The sequence below is a fragment of the Stenotrophomonas sp. 86156_Sma genome (assembly GCF_056481625.1).
In genome coordinates, this window is the sequence record NZ_CM151157.1 from 961,855 (window position 1) to 983,019 (window position 21,165).

The window sequence follows — 21,165 nt, forward strand, 5'->3', positions numbered from 1 at the left end:
AATAGGTCCTTATCGTGGGATGCAACAGTTCTTGAAGATTTCGTTCGATGAAATGCGGGCTTTCTCTTTCTCTTGGCTGCTCAGGTTTTTCTCATGGTTGGCAATGTCATCGGTGGTGGCAAAACGTGGGTCCAGCCGGTTGAGGACGCGGGTGTACGCCAGGGCCGCAACGGGATCCGCAGGAACGATGCCGCCATAGGTGTAGGCCATCGCCATGTCGCTGATGACATTGACGTTCCCTTGTGATTCCAGATCGCGCAGATATCCGGTGGCGGTGTCCTTCCACGCCTCGAGCGCCGCGGGATCACGGATTGCGTCATCAAGCGAACCGATGACTTTCTCCGGCGATCGCGAGTAGGCGCGCATCGCTTCCTGCGAGCCCATGGCGGCGGCCTTCGAAAGCCAATCGGCGTGATAGATGTCCTGATCCAGAGCCAGCGACTCGCACTCTTTGAGGATTCGTTCCGACCGCTCCAGGAACCAGTTGCCGGCCCCGACCGTGGTGGCCGAATCCGCCAGCTTGTCAGCGCGATCCGAGATGAAGGTCTGGCATTGCTCGATGGTTCGATAGATTTCGTAGGTTGCCGTGGCATCTCCGGATTCGGAGCGCAGCATCAGTTGCTTGACGTGGGCAAGCGCGTCACCGGGAGGCCGGAACTCATTGCCTCTTACGATTTCGTAGGCCTTGGGGCCCACGGCCTTGTACGAGCCCGGCGGGATCTTGTTGTCCCGCTCAAGCCTTTGCGCGGCCGCCGCACCTGACGCCGGAAGCTGCCTTCCCTGGTCAGGCCGTTCATCGAGGCTGCCACTCTTCCCGGATTCCTCTGCCGTGGCATCCGCAGTTGCCTGCTGCCGGTAGCCGGACATTGCAACGGCTGCCACTGCCAGCACGGCTGCCAGCGCGACGAATCCGATTAGCCGCTTGCTCATCTATTGATCTCACCTTCATTGCAGGAATCGGCATGGTTGCAAACGCGCGCCCTGCGTTCCATGTCCTGCAGCTAACGTTGTATGAATGGACCTCCCCCATCCCTATTTGAGATTCATTCACGATTTGTTCACTAAGCGTTCATGCTCTCGGGGCGTGCCCGACGACGGGCGGGCTGTTCGCCAGCGCCTGACATCCGGTGCGTGCGGCACGCGCCTTCTCTAGCTCGGGATGGATGCAGATTCGAACGGCGTGGGTGAGGTGAAGCAGGTGCTGGTCGAAGTACATCGGCGGCGCAGGCGCCAACGGCGGCTTACCTTCTGCCGCGGTGCTGTCGCCTTGCGGGCGTTTGCTGGCCTGCTGATGGGGGTGACGGCCGAACGCAACACGTCGTTCGATGTGATCGAAACGATGTCGCCGATGGACAGTTGCGACCGATGTTCTGGGCCGACGATGAGCGCTTGCACGCGCAGGGTGTGCAAGCGATTACCCGTCGAGTGCTTCTTGGCAGGACGCAGTCGCGCAACGTGATGTTTCAGTTGCTCGACGGAGCGGGCCAGCCACGCCTGCAGCTGCAGGTCACGCCGAAAGGGGAGGCCACGCTGTCATTCCTGGATGGGCATGCGGACATCGCGCGCGTGACCTCGGCGGAGCAGCATTGATCTCCTGTTCCGGCCCCTGCACATCAATGTGAAGAAGTGCTTGCAATTCCTTCGCGACTCCCGGAAAATGCCGGACTCGCTTCGGGGGACGGACTTCTGGTTCCACCCGCTAGCAAAGCATCAAGGTCCAGCGTCAGCCTCATCGGCGGTGGAGCGAAAGTTTCAGTGGTGGCTGTAGCTCAGTTGGTTAGAGTACCGGATTGTGATTCCGGTGGTCGGGGGTTCGAATCCCCTCAGCCACCCCACTGATTCAACCGCATCGGCGCAGCCGAAACGGTATTGCAATAAACAGAAAGCACGCTACAATGTGCGTCTGAGTTTCACGGGCCGTTAGCTCAGTTGGTAGAGCAGTTGACTCTTAATCAATAGGTCCAAGGTTCGAATCCTTGACGGCCCACCAAGACAGAAGCCACCTGGTATCCCAGGTGGCTTTTTTCTTATAAGTGTGACTCCCATCGTTTCGATGGATCACGGGTTGCAGAGCCCCGCTTGGCCGTGGATCTGCAATGCAGCGGGACCGCAGTGCTGGTTTCAACGATGTTGAAAAAAGTGCTTGCACCCACCGAGCGGATCGGGTCATAATTCGCGCCCCGATTTCGGGCTGTTAGCTCAGTTGGTAGAGCAGTTGACTCTTAATCAATAGGTCCAAGGTTCGAATCCTTGACAGCCCACCAGACGAAAGCCACTTGGTTCGCCAAGTGGCTTTTTTTGCCTGCACGCCGGGTTGGGCGTGCGGATGTCTGTGCGCTGGCTGGTGTGGAGCCCCCTTGAGTCAAGGGGGCGCGGCAAAGCCGCGGGGATGTGGGGGCTGATGAAGTGGGGCCCGCGGTTTGCCGCGCAAAGCGTGGGGCTGCGGCGCGAATGCCCGGCAGCTTCCCACTTGGTTCGCCAAGTGGCTTTTTTCTTGTCTGCGCGCCGGGTTGCGCTTCATCCACGCATGGTGTGGATCTGCTGAAACGGCGCATGGCGTGGATCTACTGAAGCGATGCTGAAATCAGGGGCATACGCGTCATCAGTGTTTTCAATGCTGTGCGCTGCTTCTCACCGCATCCTTCCTGCATCGCACCCAATGGATCTTCCGCGCCGAAGGCGCATGCACGAAGGAAGATGTTGATGGCTGATATCAATCGATTGCACCGCACGCTGTGGGTTCCCTTCGCGTTGATGGCGCTGGCTGCCTGCGCGCCGGCCAATGATCCCGCGAAGACCGTTGAACGCGATGCGGGCACGGAGAGCACTCCGGCGCGCCCGGTGGGTGACGCCATGCAGATGCAGCCGGCTCAGCCTGCGGAAGCGGAGGTCCTGCCTGACGCGGTGGATGTGCAGCGCAATGCGGACGGTTCGGTGGATGTGCGCAAGGCCATGCCGGAGTCGGTGGCTCTGCGGCGCACCGATGACGGGGGCGTGGAGATCCGCAAGGGGGAGGCGCCCGCCGAACATGCAGGCATGGCACCGGCCCGCGCTGTACCGCAGCAGTAAGCCGCAGTCGTCCTGGCGGGTGGTGCGCCCGCCGGGGCGGCAGCGATGCAGGGGCCGCGCGCATCGCGGCAGATTCAGTTTTGTGCAGGTCTTCCGCTTCCAGCGCCCGCCTGCGACAATGAACGCCTGAGCCGGCCACGCGAAAGTGGCGGAATTGGTAGACGCCCTGGATTTAGGTTCCAGTGAGGGTGACCTCGTGCGGGTTCGAGTCCCGCCTTTCGCACCATCTGGCCGAGCACAGATTGCCTAAGTGATTGAAAAATAAGCTGGCGACGGTCAGTTGTCCTATTGGATTCCCGCTTTGGCAATTGATCCCTGTCTCGGAACGTCACCTGTTCCGTTCGAGGCGGCTGGGAGGCGGAACTGCTCCAGTGCAGACATGCCTTGGAGCGATTGCTCGGCCAGTACCTTCGCGTAGACCGCTGAGGTGGTCTGGATGTCGCGGTGTCCGAGCCACTCCTGCACGAGCTTGATGTTGCCGGTCGCCAGCAGCAGCCGAGTGGCGCACGTATGGCGGAGCGCATGCGGTACGCACTCCTTCTCGGAAGCGAGATGTGTCCCCTTGATGGCCCATTGCCACAGCCGGTCGGCGCGCGTGCGATTGAGCATCGTGAAGGGGCCGTCCGATGTGGCCGCCAGGGCGTCCTTGCGCCGCTGTAGAACCTCGGCGACACGGGCGGTGCAGGGTAGGGTGCGGGGACGCCCCTTCTTGAGCGTAGCGTGCCGCCAGAAGCGGACGTGGAGCCTTCCGCCCTGATCGACTACTTCGGACCACCGGATGCCGATGGCCTGGCTCATGCGGCAGCCCAGGTCGGCGAGGCACACGAACAGGTCGCGGTAGTCCGCCCCGTCGCGCACCCGTGGGTGCCCTCCGGCAGGGCCGTTCGGGAGCGTGTCCCACTCCAGCAGCCGCGCCAGGATCAATTCCTCGTCCTCAACGTTCAGGACGAACGTGCGTGCGTTGTCCCTCTCGTCGGCCAAGCTGTACTCGGGCAGCTCTCCCAAGAACCGGCCGGCCTTCCTCTCGCGTTTCAGTAGGGCAAGGAGGCACTGCATCTTGCGGTTCACGGTGGCGGGAGCCGCCTTGTCGGCGAGCATGCGCTGCGCCATGTCGTTGACCGCGGCCTGCGTGATGTCGTTGATGGGCGTTTCCTCGCCCAGGTAGCTCTGGACCACCTTGCAGTTGGTACGCACGGTGTCGATGGACCGGAGCTTGCCCCAAAAGTTGCGGTCGTCCAGCGCGTCGTCCATCGCGTCCTTGAGGGTGCGCTGGCGGACCTTGGCCTTCGCCACGGCCATCTGCACCGACCGGGACTTGCCCCGAATCAGCTCCCGCAGCGCGTCCTCTGCAATCTCGGGGTCGTCGCGCAGGGCGTCGAGGACCGCCTGCTCCTTGCGCTCGGCTGCCACGCGGTCGCGGGTGCCGGTGGACAAGCGCACGCGCCGGTATCCCTCCTGCACGTCGAGCATGTAGTAGCGCTTATCGGGCGCACCCGGCTTGGGCGCGGTCCCTTTGAGGCGAAGGGCCATGTGTATCTCCAGAAATGAAAAAGGCCCGCACTAGGCGGGCCTCGGGGCACAACGGGGTGTTGGGGGTTAGGCGGCTGCGACGCGCGCCGTCACCTTGCGGTTGACACGTTCTGCGAGCGAAGCCAGCCAGTGCAGCGCCTTGGTCGTCGGGAAGATCAGGTTGCGCTTGCGGTAGGCGGGATCAGGGCGCTGCTCTAGGAAGTCAGGCCCCGGCTCGCGGTTACGCTTGATAGACGACAGGTCGAGCACATTGCGGCTCACTGCGGAGGGAGAGAGTCCGCCGAGGACGCGCTCAAGGTCCACCTGCTGAATGCCCGGCTCGTCCACAACGGCGAGTAGGGTGAGGATGCGGGTGGCGGTGATGTCCTCGTCGATCTCTTCCCGGAAGGCTGACAGTGCGGTTGTGAGAATGGCCGTCAGTTCTTTCTGCGAGAGATTCATGGTGCGCTCATTTTCCGTAAGGGGATGGTTCCCCCTTGGGAAACCATCAGGGTCTATCTTGGAGCCGCAATGTAAGGATTACAAGGCCCAAGCCAATGTTGATGGCATTCTTGCCAATTTTGTCCATCCAGAAACCACGCTGCCAAGGCGTGGGGGAGGGGTCGATTCCGATCTCATATCCAAAGGCTTTCACGAACAGGTCCAGGTACTTCTGCCCTGCGAAGGGGCCGTCCTGTCCCCTGCTCACGGCGTTGTAATGCGCCGCCACCCCCGGCTGCGCTCCACAAAAAGGTCTTACGTTTCAGTGTTTTAAGAACGGTAGTGCCAGCATCGCCGCCAGGGTCACAATGGCCCCGACCACGGATGCAAAAAACAGTCCTTGCCCTACGCGGACTACCGCGCTGGCTATTGTCCGTCTCACCGTACTCATAGACTGAGAACGCCCCCCTGGTCGTCTGCGGATGCGCAGCCCGACAGCATGACGCTGCCGTCGGGCAGACTACAGGCCACAATGATGGCGCGTCCGTAGGAATCAAGTACCACGGGAGAGATTGATCCCGACTGGTGCAGTGAAGTCATGGCCGCGGGGTCTCCGTTGGGGCCGCGGGTGGGACCGGATACGACACCCGCCAGCCACAGTCCTCGGGGACGACCGAGAACTGGACGCGCTCGTTGAGTAGGCCGAGCATCGCGCGGAGAGCGCCGCGCTTCTCGTTATGGTCGAAATTGATGGTCCGAATCATTCGGGCACCTCGTAGGTCCGTTCATGCAGGACCAAAACCTCCCGCTCGAATACCAAGAACGGGCCGAACTGGTGGACGCGGAGGGCCACGTTGACGATCACCAGGGTCGAGTTTGCGGTGAAATCTGCGTTACGCATATGTAAGTCTCCTGTTATGCAAGTGCTACAAATGGAACAATGAGTGCCAAATATCGAGATTGGCCTTATGATTAGGGCTGAAGGGCGTGATCGCCACTCCCGACCCCAAGGACCGTTCGATGATTGACCCCCGCGTAGAAGTCGCCATTACGGCCCTTCACCTAGTCGTATGGGTGTGGACTAGCTCGGTGCCGGCGCATCGCACATACCTGTATTGGCGCAGGGTCTTGCGGAAGCGGCGTTAGCGGCTCCAGAAGTAGAAGCCGCTCACCTCAAACGCGTCACCGTTGAGCCGAATGTCGCGGCCATAGCTCTCGTAGTCGAAGTAGCGGGAGAGGGCGTCGGGCACGCCGTGGAGAAGCCCCGATTCGTCCACATAGTTCTCGGCAAAGTCGGCCCAGCTATCGAACTGGCCCACGTAGGCTTCGTGGAACTGCTCCACGGTCACATCGTCGAGGCCCTCGTGGTCGCAGAAGGCCGTGTAGGCAGCGCGTTCGGTGTAGTTGTGCAACTCGTCCAGCCGCTCTTGCAATGCGCACAGCTTGTCCAGGTCGGGGTGCTCGCCCCAGGTATCCCCGAACACGTCGTCGTAGTCGTGGACGGCCCACTCCTCGGCGCTGGCGACCTTGCCGCTTCCGCCACACGCCGTGCATTCCGCCCCGCCGAATACTCGGGGGACGTATGTGGTTCCAGTACCGCCGCAATCCGGGCAATCAACGGTCACGTTCGGGTGCGGCGACTCGCGCAGGATGCGGGCAATCTCATCGCGCACGTCGTCGGCGTCGCGTCCCTCCAAGTCGATCCACTCGCCGTGCAGGACGCCAGCGTTATATGAGGCAAGGCAGGCAACGTAGATTTGCATGGTGTGCTCCAGAAATGCGAAGGCCCGCACTAGGCGGGCCTCGGGATCAGGGGTGGTTATCGGTCAGTGCGCCCAATCGGGCTTGACGTTCAGCAGGTAGGCGGCGGCCACTGCGCGGGCGGTGTCCTCGTCGGCCACGTCGGCAATCCACCACCAGCGGTCCTTACCGGCCCAGCGGTAGACGCCCCAAAACTGCGCGGCCATCGGTGCGCAAGGCTCGACGCTCCCGTCGAACTCTTGGCGGGGACCGTAGGAGACCGATCGGTCGCCCAGGGTGACCAGCTTGTCACCGGCAGGTACAGCCAGCTCGTTGTCATTGCTCATTGCGACAGGCCCTTTGCGTGTTCGATGGCGCGATCCAGTGCGCCGGGGATGTTGTGAAAAATGCCGTGGCGTGTCGAGTGGGTGAGGCCGATTTTGTAGACCTCAAAATGGTTCGGCCCCTTGCGCAGCACCCATGCCTTTTCGGTCTCGAACAAGATGTCCTCCTCGCGGTAGCTCATCGCGCGGCTCCCATGCCCTCGGCGATCCATGCGCGGGCCTGCTGCTCGGCGCGGGCCACGCCATCGGCGGTCTCGTGGTTGATGCCGTTCCTCGACAGCCACCCGCCCAGCGGGTCGGCGATGTCGTAGGCCCAAACGCCGCTCCACTGCTCGCCGACCTCCTGCCAGAGGCGGTGCAGCATGCGCGCCACCTCGACAAGAAATTCGGAGTCCTCAATGCCCAGCGGCGCGGTGCTCATCGGCTCGGGCCACGTCCACCCGCTCGCCAGCTGCGCGAGGTCGATGGGGTCGAAGTCGGTATCCCTGATTGCGCGGTTGACCACGGTGGCGAACTCCTCGGCTTGCTGCGGCGTCATCGCGGTCGCCGCCAGTTGTTCGTGATAGCGCCCCGGCTGTGCCAGGAACACGTTGCGGGTTCCGTAGGTGCGCAGTTCCATCACAGCACCCCCAGCCCGCGCAGCACCGGCATCACCAGCGCGTTGGTCTCGTCGTTGTCGCTCCAGTCGCTCGCGGCGTCGTCCCCGTTCTCCCAAATCAGGAGCACAAACCCCGCCTTTGTTGCGTCCGGGCGGTAGAACCGCAGGTGATCGTGGTCGGTAGAGGCGAGGGCCTCCAACACTTCTTGCCGGTCGCGGCTGTGCCGCACCGTGGTTTCTTCGCCGTCGTAGACGCCGAGCGAGTAACCAGCGGCGAGGGCGGCATCCACCAGCGCCACGGCTATGCGCTTCGCGCTCTCGGGGGCGTAGTTGTCGAGGTTCATGGCTTTCTCCGGGCAACAAAAAAGCCGCCTTGCGGCGGCTGATGGGTTCGGGTTAAGCGCGGAGCGCGTCGCTGCACAGGGCTTCCGGGTATGACGAGTCGCGCATTGGCATGACGATCAAAGACGCGCACCTGATGCTCGGATCGGTGATGCCGCCAATACCGAACATGGCCGCCACGTCGCCGCCAGTCACCGGAATCAGTGAAGTGGCCTTGCCGCCGAATGCCTTGCAAATTACACCGGCCGCCTTCACTACGCCTTCGAGGACGGCAGGCGCGAATCCGGACAGCTTGAGTTCGTTCGGCTTGGACACCGCAGCACGCCAGTCCGGGTAGGTTCCATCAACGGCAGCAAACTCAATGGCCTGGCCTCCGCGCTCCGCCTTGAACCGGCTGGCATCGCCCACGGCGCTGAAATAGACATCGCCCTTCATCTTGGCGACCAGCTCGCACGCATTGCGCGGCACGATGATCTTGCCAATGTCCCACGGCAGGCTGGTACGCACCACAAGCATGCGGTGGCCGTCTGTAGCAACGATGATCGCACCATCGGCGTGCGACTCAATCAGCACGCCATTCAAGTAGAAGCGAACGTCATTCTTGGGGGCCACATGCAGAGCGGCGGCGATCAGGGCGGAAGGAATTTTGTTCATAGCTTTCTCCGGGCAACAAAAAAGCCGCCTTGCGGCGGCTTCGGGGGATTGGGGTAGGGCGCTGTTAGAGGAACAGCTTGGTCAGCGTGACGATGCCAGCCACAAAGGCCGTGGCGACCACCAGCGGATACCACCGGGTCTCCATCATCAGCTTGTCGCTCTCGCGGTTGATCTTGCGAATCTCAGCGGTGAGCTTGCGCACTTGCAAGTCCTCCAGTGGTCCATTGGTGCTCATGGTAGCTCCAAAAAAGACCCGCCGTCACACGTCGGCGGGGTGTGGAAAACCGGGTTGACGAAAGGGGATCAGATGACAACGGGGGATGGACAAGGCGCAACTTGGGTGCGGTTCTTGTGTGCCTGGCGCTCCCGCTCGTTGAGTCGGGCGCGGTGCTCGCGGATGCCGCGGCGGATGCAACCGGCCACGTAGTAGTCGCGGGCGGTCATATCAAACGGGATCATCGTCATGGGTTGCTCTCCAGTGAATCGGACCACCAAAACGCCCCATCACAACGGTAGGGGCGCTTTGGCGGTCAGACTCATGCTCGTAAGGCATGGAATCTGACCGTCGCCAGCTTCCGGGAGCGCCTCCAGCTCGCCTAGGAATCCCGTACAGATGGCCCCGCTCTTTCTGGCGGTGACCCGGTATCCGTGGCGGCCTTCATCGGCCCTTACACTTCCCGGCGCGGCTAGTGTTCCCAGCTCCCCGCGTTCTGCCGTGGGCGGCGCTCCTGCCTGCCCCTTTCCTACTGTCCCGACCGCACCCTGCGGCCGTTGTTCGATGGTGGGCATTATGCCCTTTTGCTCCCGGTTTGTCAATCACTCCCGGTAGGGGGATGGTTGAGCCGGACGTTACCTGCGGTGCGCTTAGGGGCCTTTGGGGCTAGTCCTCAGTGCTGGCGGGATAAGCTCTAGGTGCTGTCGATCCATCGGTCGCACGTCTGTCGCCGCCTTTTCCGCTGCCGCCGTGTTGCTGGCGACGGGTATAGATTAGATCAATCCCCGCATGGCTGTCAATACCCCGATGGCAACGATTTTGGATGGTCGCAGGGAGCGCCTAGCGCGCGCGTGGGGAGCTTCTATAGGCGGGGCGGTAGGGGTGCCCGTGGCGGGCCTTGCGTGGGCCGTGGTGGCGCATTGGCTGGCCGTGGTGGGCGGCAGGTGGGCATAGGCCGGGCAGGGTGTGCCGAGGTGGTCGGCAGGTGTGCCGAGGTGGTGCCGAGGTGGGCGCGTGGCGGTCAGGGCAAAAAGACAGATAGGGACAGACAGGGGCGCGAACGTTTGAGCGCGGATGTCCGCAGGTTGCCCAGGTATCGCATGGGATTGCCTAGGCACTGGATACCTAATCCGGTGGTTCACCTTTGGAATCAGTAGGTTAGCCGAGGTGGTGACGCCGCAGGTGACGCGAAGGGGGCGCATCGTGCCTTACGCTACAGGGGGCGACCCCCTACGGGGGGTGATCGCGCCGTTCCAAGTAGTTGGATACTCCTTCGGAAATTTGCCGCAAACCTTTCGACCACCTCTGTCACTTCGAGGAGACGTTATGTACGCCCGCCGATACACGATAAGAACCGCTACCGCGATCACCGTCCTGGCCTTAGTGCTCGCAGGACTCCCTGCCGCGTACTTTCAGACCGGCGTAAGGAGCGCTGAGGAGTTGCGTTCCTGGAACGAGCAGATCATCGAGAACGACGCCTCGCCGCAGGTGTTGGTTGATGAGGCGGTGCGGACGTTTGACGCCGCGACGAATGACCTCATCAGCAACCGCAATTCCCGCAACCTGTTTCTCCAGCTCGCTTTGGGCATCCCGGCGCTCGCTTGGATTGGTGCGGGCGTGGTGCTATGGGTCATCAAGGATGGGACGGAGGTCTAGTCCGCCGCAGTGGCACCCAAGGAGGACAGAGGAACACCCCAGGAGTGCATAGGAGAACTGTAGCTCTACTTGATGGTGAATACCAATGAATAGAACTCTATAGTCCTGCTAGAGTAATACTTAGGTCTTACTATGATAGCACCCTTGTCAAGCCCTCCCAGTGCTCCGTGGTCGAATAAACTTAGCGGTTGGCATAGACATTACAACGAGCATCTATGGCATCGCTCAATACCCTCCTCATTCGCTTGGCGGCGCTGGTCACTGTCCTCTCGCTGGTCTGTGCTGGAGTGCCCGCCGCATATCAGCACGCGAAGCTTCGAGCAGCACGGGAGCTGGTCGAACGTACCCGCGAGGTCATAAACGATGACACGACCTCGTACAGCGTGGTGGCCGATGCGGTGCCAATTCTGGATTCTGCACTGACTGAGGCCGCGCAGCACGAGCACATGAGAGGCCTACTCGTGGAATTCACGATTGGCGTCCCGCTGATCGTTTGGTTTGTCGTCTTGGCTGTAATGTGGTGGTTCAAGGATGAAGAATTGGCGTGATAGCTGAACTGTTCACTTTCAGGTAGAGTCGTTTCCTGTCTTTTAACTGGCCGTCGTGTACGGTACGAACCGTTTGGGGAACGTAGGCGTGGGAGAACGCGCGATGGCTACGGATGCATACAGCCAGGGTCGGCTCGGCTCGTTGTTGGTCATGGAAGATGATCCTGACCTCTCAGGGATGTTGAAGGAAATCCTGGCGATGCAGGGTTACGAGGTCGATGTGGTCGCCTCCGCTGCCGATGCATTCGACCGCATAGAGGCGAAAGCATTTCACGCGGCGATCTTAGACATCCAGACGCAGGACGGAGCATCAATGTCCGTCGCCGATTACCTGCTGTCGCACCGAATTCCCTACATGTTCGCGTCCGGGGTGCCGAACCCGCAGCTCCCTGACGCTCACCAGTGGGCGACCTTTCTCCCGAAGCCGTACCGCATCAAAGAACTCATGAGCGCCCTTGATAGGACTCGCCAAATCGGCATTCCTGTTTAGGCGCGTCCATGCGCCAGTAGTTCAGGTCCGGCGTTTTAGGAAACGCTTTGTAACCGTGTCGTAGGTCTGCACCGGAGGACCGCTGTAGAGGTCCGTCGAGCAGGCCATGAGGACTGCTTCGGTCGCGTTGTGGCCTGCCTTCATGGCGGCCAGGGCAATCGCACCACCACTACCGGCGACGAGGAAGTCGCGCCGGAGGTCGAGAGGGAGACCGTCGTGGTAGAAGGCCACCGGGTTGTCCCGCAGGCCGACCACGAGGATCGTGTACTCGCCCTTGGTCAGTTCGTCGAATCCCTCCGACAGCTCGCGCACGGCTCGCTGGATGTGGGAAGTGGTGCCCGCGCCGAACACCACCAGGTCGCGCCCGGTGGTGTCGGTGGTGCGGTAGAACTTCTCCTCCTCGTACCGCAGATCACCAGCGGTGACCTGCGAGTCGATAGCAACGAGCCGGCCGTCAAAGGCCAGCGTGGTCACTGCTTGATGTGCTCCCGCCAGTAGCTCGGGGTGAACGCAGCCCACTCGATGTCGTTCACGTCATCCCACAGGCGCTCCGCGGCATTCCGCAGGTGCTCCCACAGGCCGCCGAGGACGACGTAGGGCAGCGCCAGGAACACGACGACGAACAGCCAGCCGGTGTAGGTGCGACGGGAGGTCTCGCGCAGGCGCTCCAGGAGCCACTGCGAGGCGAGGGCAATGCGTAGCGCTACGTACCCCTTAGCGCGCTCGTAGGCGCGCACCAGGCGCTCGCTGGCGCGGTTGTAGATGGTCTTGAAGTTCATGGGTTCCGGTTAGGTGTTGCGGATGGTTGCCAGGGCCTTCGCGTAGAGCGCGTCCCAGGTGTCACGGTGCGGCTTGCCCGGCCGCCAGTTGCGGACGTAGTAGTCCCATGCGGCCTGGGGGTTACCCAGGGCGGGCAGCGGACGCGGATCGGTGAACAGCAGCAGGCGAGCGAACGCACAGGCGAGCACGTCGTCGGAGGCGAGCGCCTCGTTGACCGCAGCGGTCGAGGGACGCTCCAGACGCGCGGAGACGAGCTGTGAGGCGCGTGCGGAGGTCGCCGGGTGACGGAGTACACCTGCGGTGCCGCCGCCCGCCTCGAACTGCCAGAAGCCGCGTGCGGGGCCTTTGATCTGCCTGCGGTGCTCGAAGCGAGATTCCTGGAGACCAATGGCGAGCAGCATGACCTTCGCTTCGGGAGTGAAGGCCACGCCGGGGAGCAGCCGGGCCGCCGCGGGGATCAGGTTGTCCCTGACCTCCACGAGGCTCGGCAGCTTTGCGTCGGTCATACCGGCGCGTAGGGGTTCGACTGGCCGCCCTGGGTGTGGCAGCAGGGAGCGTGGTTGCAGTCGCACGGCGTTACCGGCGCGGGTGCGCTCGGGCCGTCGTTGTCGTCGTCGTTCTTGCGGCGCAGGAACAGGTACAGCAGGCCAGCGGCGGCGAGCGCCATCAGCCACGCAGCGAGCGTGTTGGACATTGGGTCTCCTACAGGATGTCGAGGTAGTTGTCGGGTGACGGCATGCGGCCGGTCACGGACTGGATGAAGGAGGCGTACTCGCGGTCGAGCAGCTCCTCCAGGTAGCGCTGCTCCTCCTTGGACACGTCTCGGGAGAGCTGGTCGGCCCAATACTTCACGGCCATCGCCAGCGCTTCGAGGCGGTCGTCGTGGCGCAGTGCGCCGCGGTCGCGCGTGATGCGCGTCAGCTGGTAGCACAGCTGGTACTTCTGTTCGGACTTCTGATCGGCGCGGATGATCGAGGCATCGACCACCAGGCGGTGCTGGTTCAGCACCGGCTCCAGCACGTCGATGATTCGGTTCTCCTTCGAGGTGCCGTAGTGCTTCACCTCCTCGATGGAGCACGGGTACACGCGCGCCAGGACGCCGGAGAGCATCTTGGCGAACATGCCGTCACCGAAGTTCGCCTCAATGAGGACTGCGGAGACCTTCTCGGCGCGCGCGATGTGCGCCAGGGTCTCCAGCGTGTCGTCGTCGTAGCCGCCCTTGGTCGCACCAGCGCGGCGCGCGTAGAGCATGCCGCGAAGCATGCCGACGACCGCGTAGCCGGTTTCGTCGCCACCTCGGCCCGAGGGGTCGATGGCGAGTACCTTGCCGGTGAACTCCTCCATTTCCGAGGCGAGGTACATGGGCCGGTACAGGCGGTCGCCAGTGAAGCCCACGGACGGGATGTCGCTGACGATGTACTCCGGGCCGCTGCTGTAGACCACGCGGATCGGAGCGACCTCGCGGTCCACGTCCATCACGATCAGGTCGGACAGCTTGAGCGGGTACTTCTCGGCGTCGGACAGCGACGCATCGAGCATGAACTGGAGCATGAAGCCGGAGCGTCCGTAGGACGCCTCGCGCTCCATCAAGTCCTCATCGGAGAAGCGGACGCTCTCGCAGTTCTTCCAGGCGAGCTTGGGGTTCGCGTCGAACGCATCGGCGATCATCGGCGCGAGGCGGTCGCCGTACACCTGACGGTGCTTGGTGTCCTTCGGGTAGCGCGCAGGCCAGATGCGGATGACGTAGCCGCGCTCGGGCAGCTTGTTGTAGAGCGACTCCTCGGTCTGCGGAGTGCCGAGGTAGATGATCTCGCCGCCAGGCTTGAGCACCGCGTCGAACTCCTTGACCAGCTCGGCGAGCTTCTCGCGCTGCACGACGGTCATGGAGTTCTTTGGGACTTCGATGTCGTCCGCGATGATGGTGTCGGCGCGGGAGCCGGTGAGCTGGCCGTTGATGCCGACCGACTTCACCGAGGGCGACTGATCGGGCTGCGCGGGACCGACATCGAACGCCAGGTTCGAGTTGCGCTGGTCGGGACGCGGGCGCAGGTGTTGCAGCTCAGGCAGGGTTTCGATCAGGCGCTTGACGAACACCGAGAACGCATCGGCGCGTTCCTTCGATGCCGAGACCACCATGATCTTGTGCTGGGGGTCTTTCCAGAGGAGCCAGCAGACGTAGGCGGCCGTCACCCAGGACTTGCCGACGCCGCGGTACGCCATGATGACGCGACGGCGCGGGCCGGTTTTCAGGAACTCGCAGATGTCGTACTGGATCGGAGTGGGGCTTGGTAGCCCCAGCTCCTTCCAGACGTACCAGGCGAAGTTGCGGAAGTCCTCGAAAGGGTGACGAACGTGGAGGCTCGTCATGCCCTCCATCAGTTCAGCCGCCCATCCTCAGCGGGATCGAACGGGAACTCGGACACCTTGTCGGCCAGCTTGCCCAGCGGTGAGCCGGGCGGCGTGGCCGCAACGTCGATGCCGTTGTCCTTGAGAAACTGCCGGGCCACGTTGAGGATCGAGGCCAGGCCCTTCGCGTCCGACTCCATCGAGTCGATGGTGTCGGCGAGCTTGTCAGCGACTGCGGCGTGCAGTCGCTCCAAGGCATCCTTGGGGGCGGTCACTTGTTGACGACGCGGTTCAGTACGGTCTCCAGCGCGGACGTGCCGAGCGACGCCAGGATGCACGCGAGCGCGACCTGGGCGACGAAGGAGACGCCGGGGATGAAAATGACGATGGCACCAGCGGCAAGGCCGGTAGCGCCAGAGAGGATTGCGCGGCCGAGCGCCTGCTTCCAGGTGATCGGATCGTTCGACGTGAGCATCTTTGCGATGCCCACGATGAGGCCGACGCCCGCGAGAGCGCCGACCAGCTTCACTTCATCGTGCATTAGGTCTCTTGTAGGTGGTGGATGCGTTAGAGCGGACGACCGAAGCTGTACTCGTAGTTGCCGGTCAGGGTGATCTGCGTGACGCCATCGGTGACGACGACTGTGAACTGCCCCATGCGGGAGGTGTTCCGCCCAGAGGCGGTCACAGTGCCACCGAGGCCGCTGCCGGAGATCGACGCGCCGCCTGTGACGGAGCGGGAGACCACGGAGTAGTTGCCGGTGCCGCCCGAGCAATAAACGCTGAACGACTCGCTGACCGTGCCGTTGGTGGACTGAGGCCAGTTACCCATCAGGTAGCTCGGCGACAGCGATGCTTGGAACGGCGTCGCCTTGACCGCGTTGTAGAACTGCGAGGCGTAGATCGGGCCGCTCGTGGGGACGCCGTAGTTGGCCGGAACGTCGGGCACCAATCCACGTCCTCGGTAATACTGGTCCGCGTAGATCGGGTAGCCGCCGCCAAACTCGGCGCGGATCATTTCCCAGGAGATAGGGCCGGAGCCGGGGAGGGCCATCAGGCACCTCCCCCAAGGTCCGCGACGCGCTTACGCAGCGCCTGCACCTCAGCGATAAGGAAGGGAATAGCCTTCTCCCACTGGATCGTCTTGATGCCGTTTGCGTGCGTGGCGACCATCAACGAGTAGACCTCCTCGGCCTCCTGCGCGATGCCGCCGACCTCGTGATCCGCGCTCGGGTGGAACGTGGGATTCAGCTCGGCGATTGCCTTGGCATCCCAATCGAACTCGCGTACACGGAAGCGGTCGAAGAAGTCGGCCACCTTGGAGGCCGAGGCGTCCACGATGTTCTTCTTTAGACGCGCATCGGACGCATAGGCGACGATGTTGCCCGTGGCGACCCAATTGTTGCTGCCGTCGCGGTAGGCGCACCACGAGAAGGCGTTGCTGGCGAGGAAGCCGTGGTTGTTGTCGTTGCAATGGAGCCAGTGCGTGGTCCCGTTGTCGGAGTCGTAACAGGTGATGGTTGGCGAGTAGCTCTCCAAACGGAGGTCGCCACCGCTACCGCCTGGGCCAGCGATAAGGAATCCCTTGCCGCCGTAGGTGCGAACCCAGGTGCTGTCCTGCATCCAGATGCCGCCGCCGTGCGCTTCCGAGTACCAGCCGGTGCCGGACTGCTGGGAGCGGAACCAGCCAGCGTTGAGGTAAATCTGATCGCCGACCGTCAGGCGGCCCGCAATGTTCGCAGCACCGTTCCAGTACAGGTTGTACCAGCTGTTCGTGTTCACGCGGGTGATCGAGCAAACGTCATCGCCAGCGCCGTTCGTTCCGTGGATGTACGCGGTTCCCGCTGCACCCATGCCGGTCAACCGCAGCGGCGCGCCATAGGCCAGAGTGACCTGCCCGGTGAAGGTTGCGCCACCCAGGCTCGCCTTGCCGTCCAGTGCGGACTGGAGGCCGCTGACGTTTGCGATGGTGTGCGTGTGACCGGCGTCGGCCTTTCCTGCCGGGTTGAAGTTCGCCGAGGTCCAGACGGTGCCGCCAGCGTTGAGGGACGCGACGCCACCCGTGCCATCGCCGAATCGGAACTCCAGCGAGTTCGCAGCTGGCGGCACGTACACATAGCGATCCAGCGACCCCAGGTACATGACGCCGGACGTGGCCTCGCCGCCAAATCCCTGCACACGAATCTGCCCGGAGGCGAACGTCTTGACGCCACCGATGGACTGATCGTCGGTCACGTTGACGACGTTGGCGATCTCGGCGGCGGTATGCGTGTGGCCGATTGCCGACTTCCCGTCGAGCGCCGCTTGCAGCCCGGTTACGTTTGCGATGGTGTGCGAGTGGGACGCCGCCGCTTTGCCGTCGAGCGCGGACTGGAGGCCGGTCACGTTGGCGATGGTGTGCGTGTGCGTCGCCGCCGCCTTGCCGTCGAGCGCCGTCTGCGTCGCGGTGCTGATCGGCTTGTCGAGGTCGGCGGTATTGTCCACCTTGTCGAGGCCGACCTGCGCCTTGGTGTGCGTGTGGGTGCTCGGCGGGTAGGTCGTCGGCTTCCCGGTGACGTGGGTGTTGAAGTCCACGTCGTCGCGGGTCGCCAGCGCGCCCAGGCCGCCGATGTCGCCAGCCACGAGGGTCACGTCGCCCTGCTTACCGGCGACGCTGGTGACCTGATCGGTGTTGTCGATCTTCTCCCAGGTAGCGCCGTAGAGCGCCTGGTCGCCGACTCGCCAGTGGATGTCGCCCACAGTGCCTTCGCCGACCACCTTGTAGAAGTGACCCTTCACCGGGTTGGCCGGGAACGCACCAGTGCCGGCATCCCACGATCCCATGTAGACCAGCGAGCCAGTGACGGCAGCCTGCGCCTGGGCGGCCCAATGCTTCGCCGAGAACTCGCCCGGCGAGACCTCGGTGCCCTGCGGCGCGTTCGCGTACAGGCCAGCCTTGTCGCGGGCAGCCTCGGCAGCGGCCTTGGCCGACGATGCGGTCTGCGCCGAGATCGAGGCGGCAGACGCCGAGCCGGACGCAGCGGAGGCATGACCGGCTGCGGTGGTCGCCGAGCCAGCAGCCTCGCCAGCCTTGGTCGCCGCGGCGGACGCCTGGGCTTCCGCCCGGTTGGCCTGGGTGGTCGCCTGAGTGACCGAGGTCGCTGCGGCGGTCGCGCTGTCGGCGGCTGCGGCAGCCGATGCTGCGGCAGCGGTGGCGTCAGCTTCCGCGCGGTCGGCCGCGTCGGTCGCATAGCCCAGGATGGTCTGCGCCTGATCCCGTGACGTGGCGGCAGCAGTCGCCGCTGCTTGCGCGTCGGAACGCGCCTGACCCGCTGCGGTGGCCGACGTGCCCGCCTGGCTTGCGGAGCCAGCCGAAGCCAGCGCCGAGGTGGCCGAGGCCGTCGCCGAAGCGGCGGCGTCCACTGCGGAGCTTGCCGCCTCGGTCGCGCTGTCGGAAGCCTCGGCCGCCTTGGCAGCAGCGAAGGTCGCCGCGTCGGCGGTGGCCTGCACGTCGTCGTCGATGCTCGCGGCGGATTCCGCAGCGCGCACGGCGGATGCTTCGGCAGCGTCGGCGAAGCCAGAGGCGTCATCTGCGGACGCCTGCGCGGCGTTCGCCATGCCGGTTGCCACGGACACCAGGTCGCGCACCTGCACGACCGAGCCGGTCAGCTCGTCGGTCAGCCCGGCCACGTCCTTCTGGAGCTGCGGGAACGAGAGGAGGGTGTGGTTGTTGCCCAGGCCGTCCGTCACGACGACGGTGCCTTCCTCCTGAGTCAGCAGCGCGATCATCTGATTCTCGCGCCGGTTCCAGCGGTCTACCAGCGTCGAGAGGCGCGAGGCCAGCTCGGCGTTGGAGACGTAGCCGGGGGTAGTGCTCATGCGGTGCTTGGGTTCTCTCTGAGGGTTATCGGATGCCGAAGGCGAAGCCGCCAATCGACGTGATGAGGTAGTTCGGGTAGGCCGGGGCGTCGTAGCCGTGGACCTGCGGAGGCGGGCTGGATGCGCGGCACCGCACGCGGAATGCGCGGGCACCGCCTGTCCATGCGCCGGACGCCGAGAGCGTCACCGACTGCTCGTAGGTGTAGAAGTTGGACGCGGTGAAGGTGTTGCCGTCGCCGCCCATCTGCTGAATCAACGCGCGGTACATCGGCGGCTCGTGCGAGGCGATGACGACCCACACAGAGTCGCGCAGCTCCTCCAAGATGACGTGCAGCCCGTAGACGCGCGTGTTCGCGGTGACGGTCACCGACACGGAGGGCGTATGACCCTCGCCAGCCAGCACCGGAGCGCCGAGCCAGAACTCGTGGATCGCCACCCAATCGCCGAGCGGGATGAAGTTGTTGCCCGCCTGGTAGCAGAGGCTCGTTGCCCCGGTCCACCACACGCCGGTCGCCGACTGGAACTGCCCAACGATGTTGGGAGCATTGACGCGGCCTCGGAAGAACGCGCCGCCGTTGCGGTCCACGTAGAACACCGCGTTGTTGGCGTTCTTCGCGCCGGAGCCGACCCACAGGGGCCAGTCGCCGAGGTTGGAGATTTCCACGCGGAACTCGGCAGCGTTGACGATGTTGCCGTTGCCGTCGAGGGTGTGGGTCTTGAACGTGCCGCCGTTGATCGTGCCTGCGTTTGCCGTGAGCGCGGCCAGGGAGTTCACCCTGATCTTGTCCGCAGTGATCGTCCCGTCCACCACCAGCGCACCCTGGATGCCCACGGTGGACTGGCCGCCGACAGTGCCGATCACGAACGGATACTTGATGCTCGCCAAGGTGCCGCCCGAGGTGTACTGCGGGTGGACGAAGGCGAAGCGATCCGCGGTGACGATGAAGTCGCTGCCGGTCTGCGGGTTGGCGGAGAGGGCGATACCGGCGACCACGGGGACGCCGTTGATGGTGCCCGCGTTGATCTTGACCGAGTAGTTGGCCTGCCACTGACCGTACATGCCGGAGTGCTGCCCGGCGACCACGTTGAACTCCTGCCGGATGGTGGCGAAGTCGCCGTCCTTGAACGCCTGGACCTGCGTGGCCGCGATGGCCTGTGCCTGCTCGGCGGTGATCTTGGTGGTGTTGAGCTGCTGCACCAGCGCGCCGGTCGGAGAGGTGACATCCAGGTCGGCCTTGCGCCAGCCGGTGCCATCCCAAATCTGCGTCAGGTACGCGCCGGTCTGCACGGTCTTGACCCAAAAGGTCGGAACCTTGAAGCCGCCAGCGGGCGGGGAGGGCTGCGCGTCCGAGAAGATCGTCGGCGCGGTGCTGGTCTCCAGCGTGGATACCTGGGAAGCCAGGGCTTCGCGCGCGGACGCTTCGGTGTCGATGCGCTGCTCGAAGGCGGCCGAAACCGCCGACACCTGGCCGTCGATCTCATTGGCAATCCCCTGCGGCACGTTCGCGCCGTAGCTGGCCGCCATCTGCTGTCGGAATGCCGTGTTGGCACCCTCGGCGTCCGTCAGGGCTTCGGTGGTCTCGGCCAGGCCAGCGATGTTCTCGCCGTGGCGGACTACTGCCGTCTCAACGTCGGACACGCGGGCCTTGGTTGCGTCAACCTCGGCCATGACCGCGGTGCGGACCTGCGCCGCGCTGTCCTCGATCTCTGCGCCGAGGCGCTGCTCGGTGGCCGCACGCGCCGCTTCGGTGGTGCTCTCCACCTCGTCGATGCGCTGGTTGAGCGCTGCGGAGATCGTCTTGCCGTTCTCGACCACCTGGCCTTGCAGCTCGGTGATCGCCTCGACGCGCGCGGAGCGCTCGTCAGCGATGGCGCGATTGACCTCCAGGAATCGTGCCTGGCTACTTTGCTCGCCGTAGTCCACCCGCGCGAACAGGTCGATGATCTGCTGCGCGATGACCTTGTTGCCTTCGGTCAGCAGTCCGATCTCGTGGGTGGCCGTGCTGATCTTGTCGCCATAGTCGCGCTGCACGTCGAAGAACTCGTGCGAGCGCATGATTTCCTCCAGGATCGCCTCGGCGTTCACGTCGATAAGGTCGATGCGGGTCAGCAGGTCTTGCAGTGCTGGCGAGCGGAGGAGCTGCTCGATGATTGCGTTGAGGTCCGGGTCGCCACCGGGGTTACCGGGGCCGCCACCGGGGAGGCCGCTGCCACCACCGAACTCGGCGAGTTCCTGGTGTGCGTACAGCAGTTGGCGGAACGACTTGGACAAGTCGCGCGCCGGGAGGTTTGCGCCTTCCTTGTAGTTGACCAGGAGGGCGTCAATCGGCGTGAATCGCCGGATGGTCACAGTGTAGGGTGCGTCGAGCACGCCATCCTGCGACGGAATCTCGATGGTGCTGGCGTCCACCCACGACACGGAGACAGCGCGGGCCGCGTCCGGTTCACCGACGAACGCCCGGATGTGTTCGCGGGCGATGTACGGGAACGGCACGGTGAACCGCGTAGGGCCTCCCTCGTAGGTGTAGAGCACGAAGGAAAGGCCGCGCGATAGTTCGATCATGCGTCCTCAAAAAG

Annotated in this window: 27 protein-coding genes and 4 tRNA genes; 9 read left to right on the plus strand and 22 right to left on the minus strand. The window is 63.9% G+C overall.

Annotated features, from left to right (window positions below; genetic code table 11):
• Positions 1-9 precede the first annotated feature (9 nt).
• Positions 10-930, minus strand: a complete 921-nt coding sequence (locus tag ACZK33_RS04355) for a hypothetical protein (protein WP_423174371.1) — start codon at positions 928-930, stop codon at positions 10-12.
• A 435-nt stretch (positions 931-1,365) separates the two neighbouring features.
• On the opposite strand from ACZK33_RS04355, the gene ACZK33_RS04360 reads away from it, so the two are divergent.
• The 6 genes from ACZK33_RS04360 to ACZK33_RS04385 all read left to right on the plus strand — a co-directional run bounded on the left by ACZK33_RS04360 (position 1,366) and on the right by ACZK33_RS04385 (position 3,295).
• Positions 1,366-1,590 carry a hypothetical protein gene (locus ACZK33_RS04360; RefSeq protein WP_049422622.1) on the plus strand — a complete coding sequence of 75 codons (225 nt, stop codon included), beginning with the start codon at positions 1,366-1,368 and terminating at the stop codon, positions 1,588-1,590.
• Positions 1,591-1,758: 168 nt separating this feature from the next.
• A tRNA-His gene (locus ACZK33_RS04365) sits at positions 1,759-1,835 on the plus strand.
• 79 nt (positions 1,836-1,914) lie between these two features.
• Positions 1,915-1,990: transfer RNA gene (locus ACZK33_RS04370), tRNA-Lys, on the plus strand.
• A 198-nt stretch (positions 1,991-2,188) separates the two neighbouring features.
• Positions 2,189-2,264: transfer RNA gene (locus ACZK33_RS04375), tRNA-Lys, on the plus strand.
• Positions 2,265-2,703: 439 nt separating this feature from the next.
• Complete coding sequence (locus ACZK33_RS04380; protein WP_071228865.1) at positions 2,704-3,069, plus strand: hypothetical protein; 366 nt, start codon at positions 2,704-2,706, stop codon at positions 3,067-3,069.
• A gap of 139 nt (positions 3,070-3,208) precedes the next feature.
• A tRNA-Leu gene (locus tag ACZK33_RS04385) sits at positions 3,209-3,295 on the plus strand.
• A 59-nt stretch (positions 3,296-3,354) separates the two neighbouring features.
• On the opposite strand, the gene ACZK33_RS04390 is transcribed toward ACZK33_RS04385, so the two are convergent.
• From ACZK33_RS04390 to ACZK33_RS04440, 11 genes are all read right to left on the minus strand, one after another.
• Positions 3,355-4,599, minus strand: a complete 1,245-nt coding sequence (locus ACZK33_RS04390) for a tyrosine-type recombinase/integrase (RefSeq protein ID WP_049417433.1) — start codon at positions 4,597-4,599, stop codon at positions 3,355-3,357.
• 66 nt (positions 4,600-4,665) lie between these two features.
• Positions 4,666-5,040: a helix-turn-helix domain-containing protein gene (locus tag ACZK33_RS04395; RefSeq protein ID WP_005412378.1), complete on the minus strand. Its 375-nt coding sequence runs from the start codon at positions 5,038-5,040 to the stop codon at positions 4,666-4,668.
• Between the two features lie 739 nt (positions 5,041-5,779).
• A complete protein-coding gene (locus ACZK33_RS04400) occupies positions 5,780-5,920 on the minus strand; it encodes a hypothetical protein (RefSeq protein WP_005412379.1) in 141 nt (46 codons plus the stop codon).
• A gap of 241 nt (positions 5,921-6,161) precedes the next feature.
• A complete protein-coding gene (locus tag ACZK33_RS04405; protein WP_478454145.1) occupies positions 6,162-6,782 on the minus strand; it encodes an antirestriction protein ArdA in 621 nt (206 codons plus the stop codon).
• Positions 6,783-6,845: 63 nt separating this feature from the next.
• Complete coding sequence (locus ACZK33_RS04410; protein ID WP_032961791.1) at positions 6,846-7,106, minus strand: hypothetical protein; 261 nt, start codon at positions 7,104-7,106, stop codon at positions 6,846-6,848.
• Positions 7,103-7,285 (minus strand): hypothetical protein, encoded by a 183-nt coding sequence (locus ACZK33_RS04415; RefSeq protein WP_032961794.1) that lies wholly within the window; start codon positions 7,283-7,285, stop codon positions 7,103-7,105. Before ACZK33_RS04415 ends, ACZK33_RS04410 begins: the two co-directional genes overlap by 4 nt.
• Positions 7,282-7,722, minus strand: coding sequence for a hypothetical protein (locus ACZK33_RS04420; RefSeq protein ID WP_005412383.1), 441 nt, complete (start codon positions 7,720-7,722; stop codon positions 7,282-7,284). Before ACZK33_RS04420 ends, ACZK33_RS04415 begins: the two co-directional genes overlap by 4 nt.
• Positions 7,722-8,045 carry a hypothetical protein gene (locus ACZK33_RS04425; protein ID WP_005412384.1) on the minus strand — a complete coding sequence of 108 codons (324 nt, stop codon included), beginning with the start codon at positions 8,043-8,045 and terminating at the stop codon, positions 7,722-7,724. Before ACZK33_RS04425 ends, ACZK33_RS04420 begins: the two co-directional genes overlap by 1 nt.
• Before the next feature lie 52 nt (positions 8,046-8,097).
• Positions 8,098-8,697 carry a DNA polymerase III subunit beta family protein gene (locus ACZK33_RS04430; protein ID WP_005412385.1) on the minus strand — a complete coding sequence of 200 codons (600 nt, stop codon included), beginning with the start codon at positions 8,695-8,697 and terminating at the stop codon, positions 8,098-8,100.
• Positions 8,698-8,761: 64 nt separating this feature from the next.
• Complete coding sequence (locus ACZK33_RS04435) at positions 8,762-8,932, minus strand: hypothetical protein (protein WP_004154558.1); 171 nt, start codon at positions 8,930-8,932, stop codon at positions 8,762-8,764.
• Between the two features lie 68 nt (positions 8,933-9,000).
• Positions 9,001-9,162 carry a hypothetical protein gene (locus tag ACZK33_RS04440; protein WP_154267699.1) on the minus strand — a complete coding sequence of 54 codons (162 nt, stop codon included), beginning with the start codon at positions 9,160-9,162 and terminating at the stop codon, positions 9,001-9,003.
• 1,075 nt (positions 9,163-10,237) lie between these two features.
• Here ACZK33_RS04440 and ACZK33_RS04445 point away from each other — a divergent pair.
• From ACZK33_RS04445 to ACZK33_RS04455, 3 genes are all read left to right on the plus strand, one after another.
• The gene (locus tag ACZK33_RS04445) at positions 10,238-10,567 is read left to right on the plus strand and encodes a hypothetical protein (protein WP_032961796.1); all 330 of its coding nucleotides are present in this window, start codon (positions 10,238-10,240) and stop codon (positions 10,565-10,567) included.
• Between the two features lie 215 nt (positions 10,568-10,782).
• Positions 10,783-11,115 carry a hypothetical protein gene (locus ACZK33_RS04450; RefSeq protein ID WP_043033726.1) on the plus strand — a complete coding sequence of 111 codons (333 nt, stop codon included), beginning with the start codon at positions 10,783-10,785 and terminating at the stop codon, positions 11,113-11,115.
• A 151-nt stretch (positions 11,116-11,266) separates the two neighbouring features.
• A complete protein-coding gene (locus tag ACZK33_RS04455; protein WP_157173538.1) occupies positions 11,267-11,605 on the plus strand; it encodes a DNA-binding transcriptional response regulator in 339 nt (112 codons plus the stop codon).
• Between the two features lie 21 nt (positions 11,606-11,626).
• Here the strand turns inward: ACZK33_RS04455 and ACZK33_RS04460 are convergent, their stop codons facing one another.
• The 10 genes from ACZK33_RS04460 to ACZK33_RS04505 are packed head-to-tail and all read right to left on the minus strand — an operon-like array spanning position 11,627 to position 21,151.
• Positions 11,627-12,079, minus strand: a complete 453-nt coding sequence (locus ACZK33_RS04460) for a hypothetical protein (RefSeq protein WP_005412387.1) — start codon at positions 12,077-12,079, stop codon at positions 11,627-11,629.
• Positions 12,076-12,384 carry a hypothetical protein gene (locus ACZK33_RS04465; protein WP_005412388.1) on the minus strand — a complete coding sequence of 103 codons (309 nt, stop codon included), beginning with the start codon at positions 12,382-12,384 and terminating at the stop codon, positions 12,076-12,078. The genes ACZK33_RS04460 and ACZK33_RS04465 overlap by 4 nt, the downstream gene beginning before the upstream one ends.
• Before the next feature lie 9 nt (positions 12,385-12,393).
• Complete coding sequence (locus tag ACZK33_RS04470; RefSeq protein ID WP_065426719.1) at positions 12,394-12,891, minus strand: hypothetical protein; 498 nt, start codon at positions 12,889-12,891, stop codon at positions 12,394-12,396.
• On the minus strand, positions 12,888-13,079 hold the full coding sequence (locus ACZK33_RS04475; protein ID WP_005412390.1) for an LPXTG cell wall anchor domain-containing protein: 192 nt from the start codon (positions 13,077-13,079) through the stop codon (positions 12,888-12,890). Before ACZK33_RS04475 ends, ACZK33_RS04470 begins: the two co-directional genes overlap by 4 nt.
• Before the next feature lie 8 nt (positions 13,080-13,087).
• Positions 13,088-14,752, minus strand: a complete 1,665-nt coding sequence (terL, locus tag ACZK33_RS04480) for a phage terminase large subunit (protein ID WP_032961836.1) — start codon at positions 14,750-14,752, stop codon at positions 13,088-13,090.
• Between the two features lie 8 nt (positions 14,753-14,760).
• Positions 14,761-14,985: a hypothetical protein gene (locus ACZK33_RS04485; protein WP_005412392.1), complete on the minus strand. Its 225-nt coding sequence runs from the start codon at positions 14,983-14,985 to the stop codon at positions 14,761-14,763.
• Between the two features lie 17 nt (positions 14,986-15,002).
• Complete coding sequence (locus ACZK33_RS04490; protein WP_005412393.1) at positions 15,003-15,272, minus strand: phage holin family protein; 270 nt, start codon at positions 15,270-15,272, stop codon at positions 15,003-15,005.
• Positions 15,273-15,298: 26 nt separating this feature from the next.
• Positions 15,299-15,784 (minus strand): hypothetical protein, encoded by a 486-nt coding sequence (locus tag ACZK33_RS04495; protein WP_126411773.1) that lies wholly within the window; start codon positions 15,782-15,784, stop codon positions 15,299-15,301.
• Complete coding sequence (locus tag ACZK33_RS04500) at positions 15,784-18,588, minus strand: tail fiber domain-containing protein (protein ID WP_049427184.1); 2,805 nt, start codon at positions 18,586-18,588, stop codon at positions 15,784-15,786. Before ACZK33_RS04500 ends, ACZK33_RS04495 begins: the two co-directional genes overlap by 1 nt.
• Before the next feature lie 25 nt (positions 18,589-18,613).
• Positions 18,614-21,151, minus strand: coding sequence for a phage tail fiber domain-containing protein (locus ACZK33_RS04505; protein ID WP_005412396.1), 2,538 nt, complete (start codon positions 21,149-21,151; stop codon positions 18,614-18,616).
• Positions 21,152-21,165: the final 14 nt, after the last annotated feature.

Coding starts and splice junctions, on each gene's coding strand:
- ACZK33_RS04455 (WP_157173538.1), top strand. CDS start 11,267: ATGGAAGATGATCCTGACCTCTCAGGGATGTTGAAGGAAATCCTGGCG.
- ACZK33_RS04380 (WP_071228865.1), top strand. CDS start 2,704: ATGGCTGATATCAATCGATTGCACCGCACGCTGTGGGTTCCCTTCGCG.
- ACZK33_RS04420 (WP_005412383.1), bottom strand. CDS start 7,722: ATGGAACTGCGCACCTACGGAACCCGCAACGTGTTCCTGGCACAGCCG.
- ACZK33_RS04465 (WP_005412388.1), bottom strand. CDS start 12,384: ATGAACTTCAAGACCATCTACAACCGCGCCAGCGAGCGCCTGGTGCGC.
- ACZK33_RS04430 (WP_005412385.1), bottom strand. CDS start 8,697: ATGAACAAAATTCCTTCCGCCCTGATCGCCGCCGCTCTGCATGTGGCC.
- ACZK33_RS04470 (WP_065426719.1), bottom strand. CDS start 12,891: ATGACCGACGCAAAGCTGCCGAGCCTCGTGGAGGTCAGGGACAACCTG.
- ACZK33_RS04440 (WP_154267699.1), bottom strand. CDS start 9,162: ATGACGATGATCCCGTTTGATATGACCGCCCGCGACTACTACGTGGCC.
- ACZK33_RS04505 (WP_005412396.1), bottom strand. CDS start 21,151: ATGATCGAACTATCGCGCGGCCTTTCCTTCGTGCTCTACACCTACGAG.
- ACZK33_RS04475 (WP_005412390.1), bottom strand. CDS start 13,079: ATGTCCAACACGCTCGCTGCGTGGCTGATGGCGCTCGCCGCCGCTGGC.
- ACZK33_RS04490 (WP_005412393.1), bottom strand. CDS start 15,272: ATGCACGATGAAGTGAAGCTGGTCGGCGCTCTCGCGGGCGTCGGCCTC.
- ACZK33_RS04425 (WP_005412384.1), bottom strand. CDS start 8,045: ATGAACCTCGACAACTACGCCCCCGAGAGCGCGAAGCGCATAGCCGTG.
- ACZK33_RS04415 (WP_032961794.1), bottom strand. CDS start 7,285: ATGAGCTACCGCGAGGAGGACATCTTGTTCGAGACCGAAAAGGCATGG.
- ACZK33_RS04410 (WP_032961791.1), bottom strand. CDS start 7,106: ATGAGCAATGACAACGAGCTGGCTGTACCTGCCGGTGACAAGCTGGTC.
- ACZK33_RS04445 (WP_032961796.1), top strand. CDS start 10,238: ATGTACGCCCGCCGATACACGATAAGAACCGCTACCGCGATCACCGTC.
- ACZK33_RS04405 (WP_478454145.1), bottom strand. CDS start 6,782: ATGCAAATCTACGTTGCCTGCCTTGCCTCATATAACGCTGGCGTCCTG.
- ACZK33_RS04495 (WP_126411773.1), bottom strand. CDS start 15,784: ATGGCCCTCCCCGGCTCCGGCCCTATCTCCTGGGAAATGATCCGCGCC.
- ACZK33_RS04395 (WP_005412378.1), bottom strand. CDS start 5,040: ATGAATCTCTCGCAGAAAGAACTGACGGCCATTCTCACAACCGCACTG.
- ACZK33_RS04390 (WP_049417433.1), bottom strand. CDS start 4,599: ATGGCCCTTCGCCTCAAAGGGACCGCGCCCAAGCCGGGTGCGCCCGAT.
- ACZK33_RS04500 (WP_049427184.1), bottom strand. CDS start 18,588: ATGAGCACTACCCCCGGCTACGTCTCCAACGCCGAGCTGGCCTCGCGC.
- ACZK33_RS04450 (WP_043033726.1), top strand. CDS start 10,783: ATGGCATCGCTCAATACCCTCCTCATTCGCTTGGCGGCGCTGGTCACT.
- ACZK33_RS04435 (WP_004154558.1), bottom strand. CDS start 8,932: ATGAGCACCAATGGACCACTGGAGGACTTGCAAGTGCGCAAGCTCACC.
- ACZK33_RS04360 (WP_049422622.1), top strand. CDS start 1,366: ATGTTCTGGGCCGACGATGAGCGCTTGCACGCGCAGGGTGTGCAAGCG.
- terL (WP_032961836.1), bottom strand. CDS start 14,752: ATGACGAGCCTCCACGTTCGTCACCCTTTCGAGGACTTCCGCAACTTC.
- ACZK33_RS04400 (WP_005412379.1), bottom strand. CDS start 5,920: ATGCGTAACGCAGATTTCACCGCAAACTCGACCCTGGTGATCGTCAAC.
- ACZK33_RS04355 (WP_423174371.1), bottom strand. CDS start 930: ATGAGCAAGCGGCTAATCGGATTCGTCGCGCTGGCAGCCGTGCTGGCA.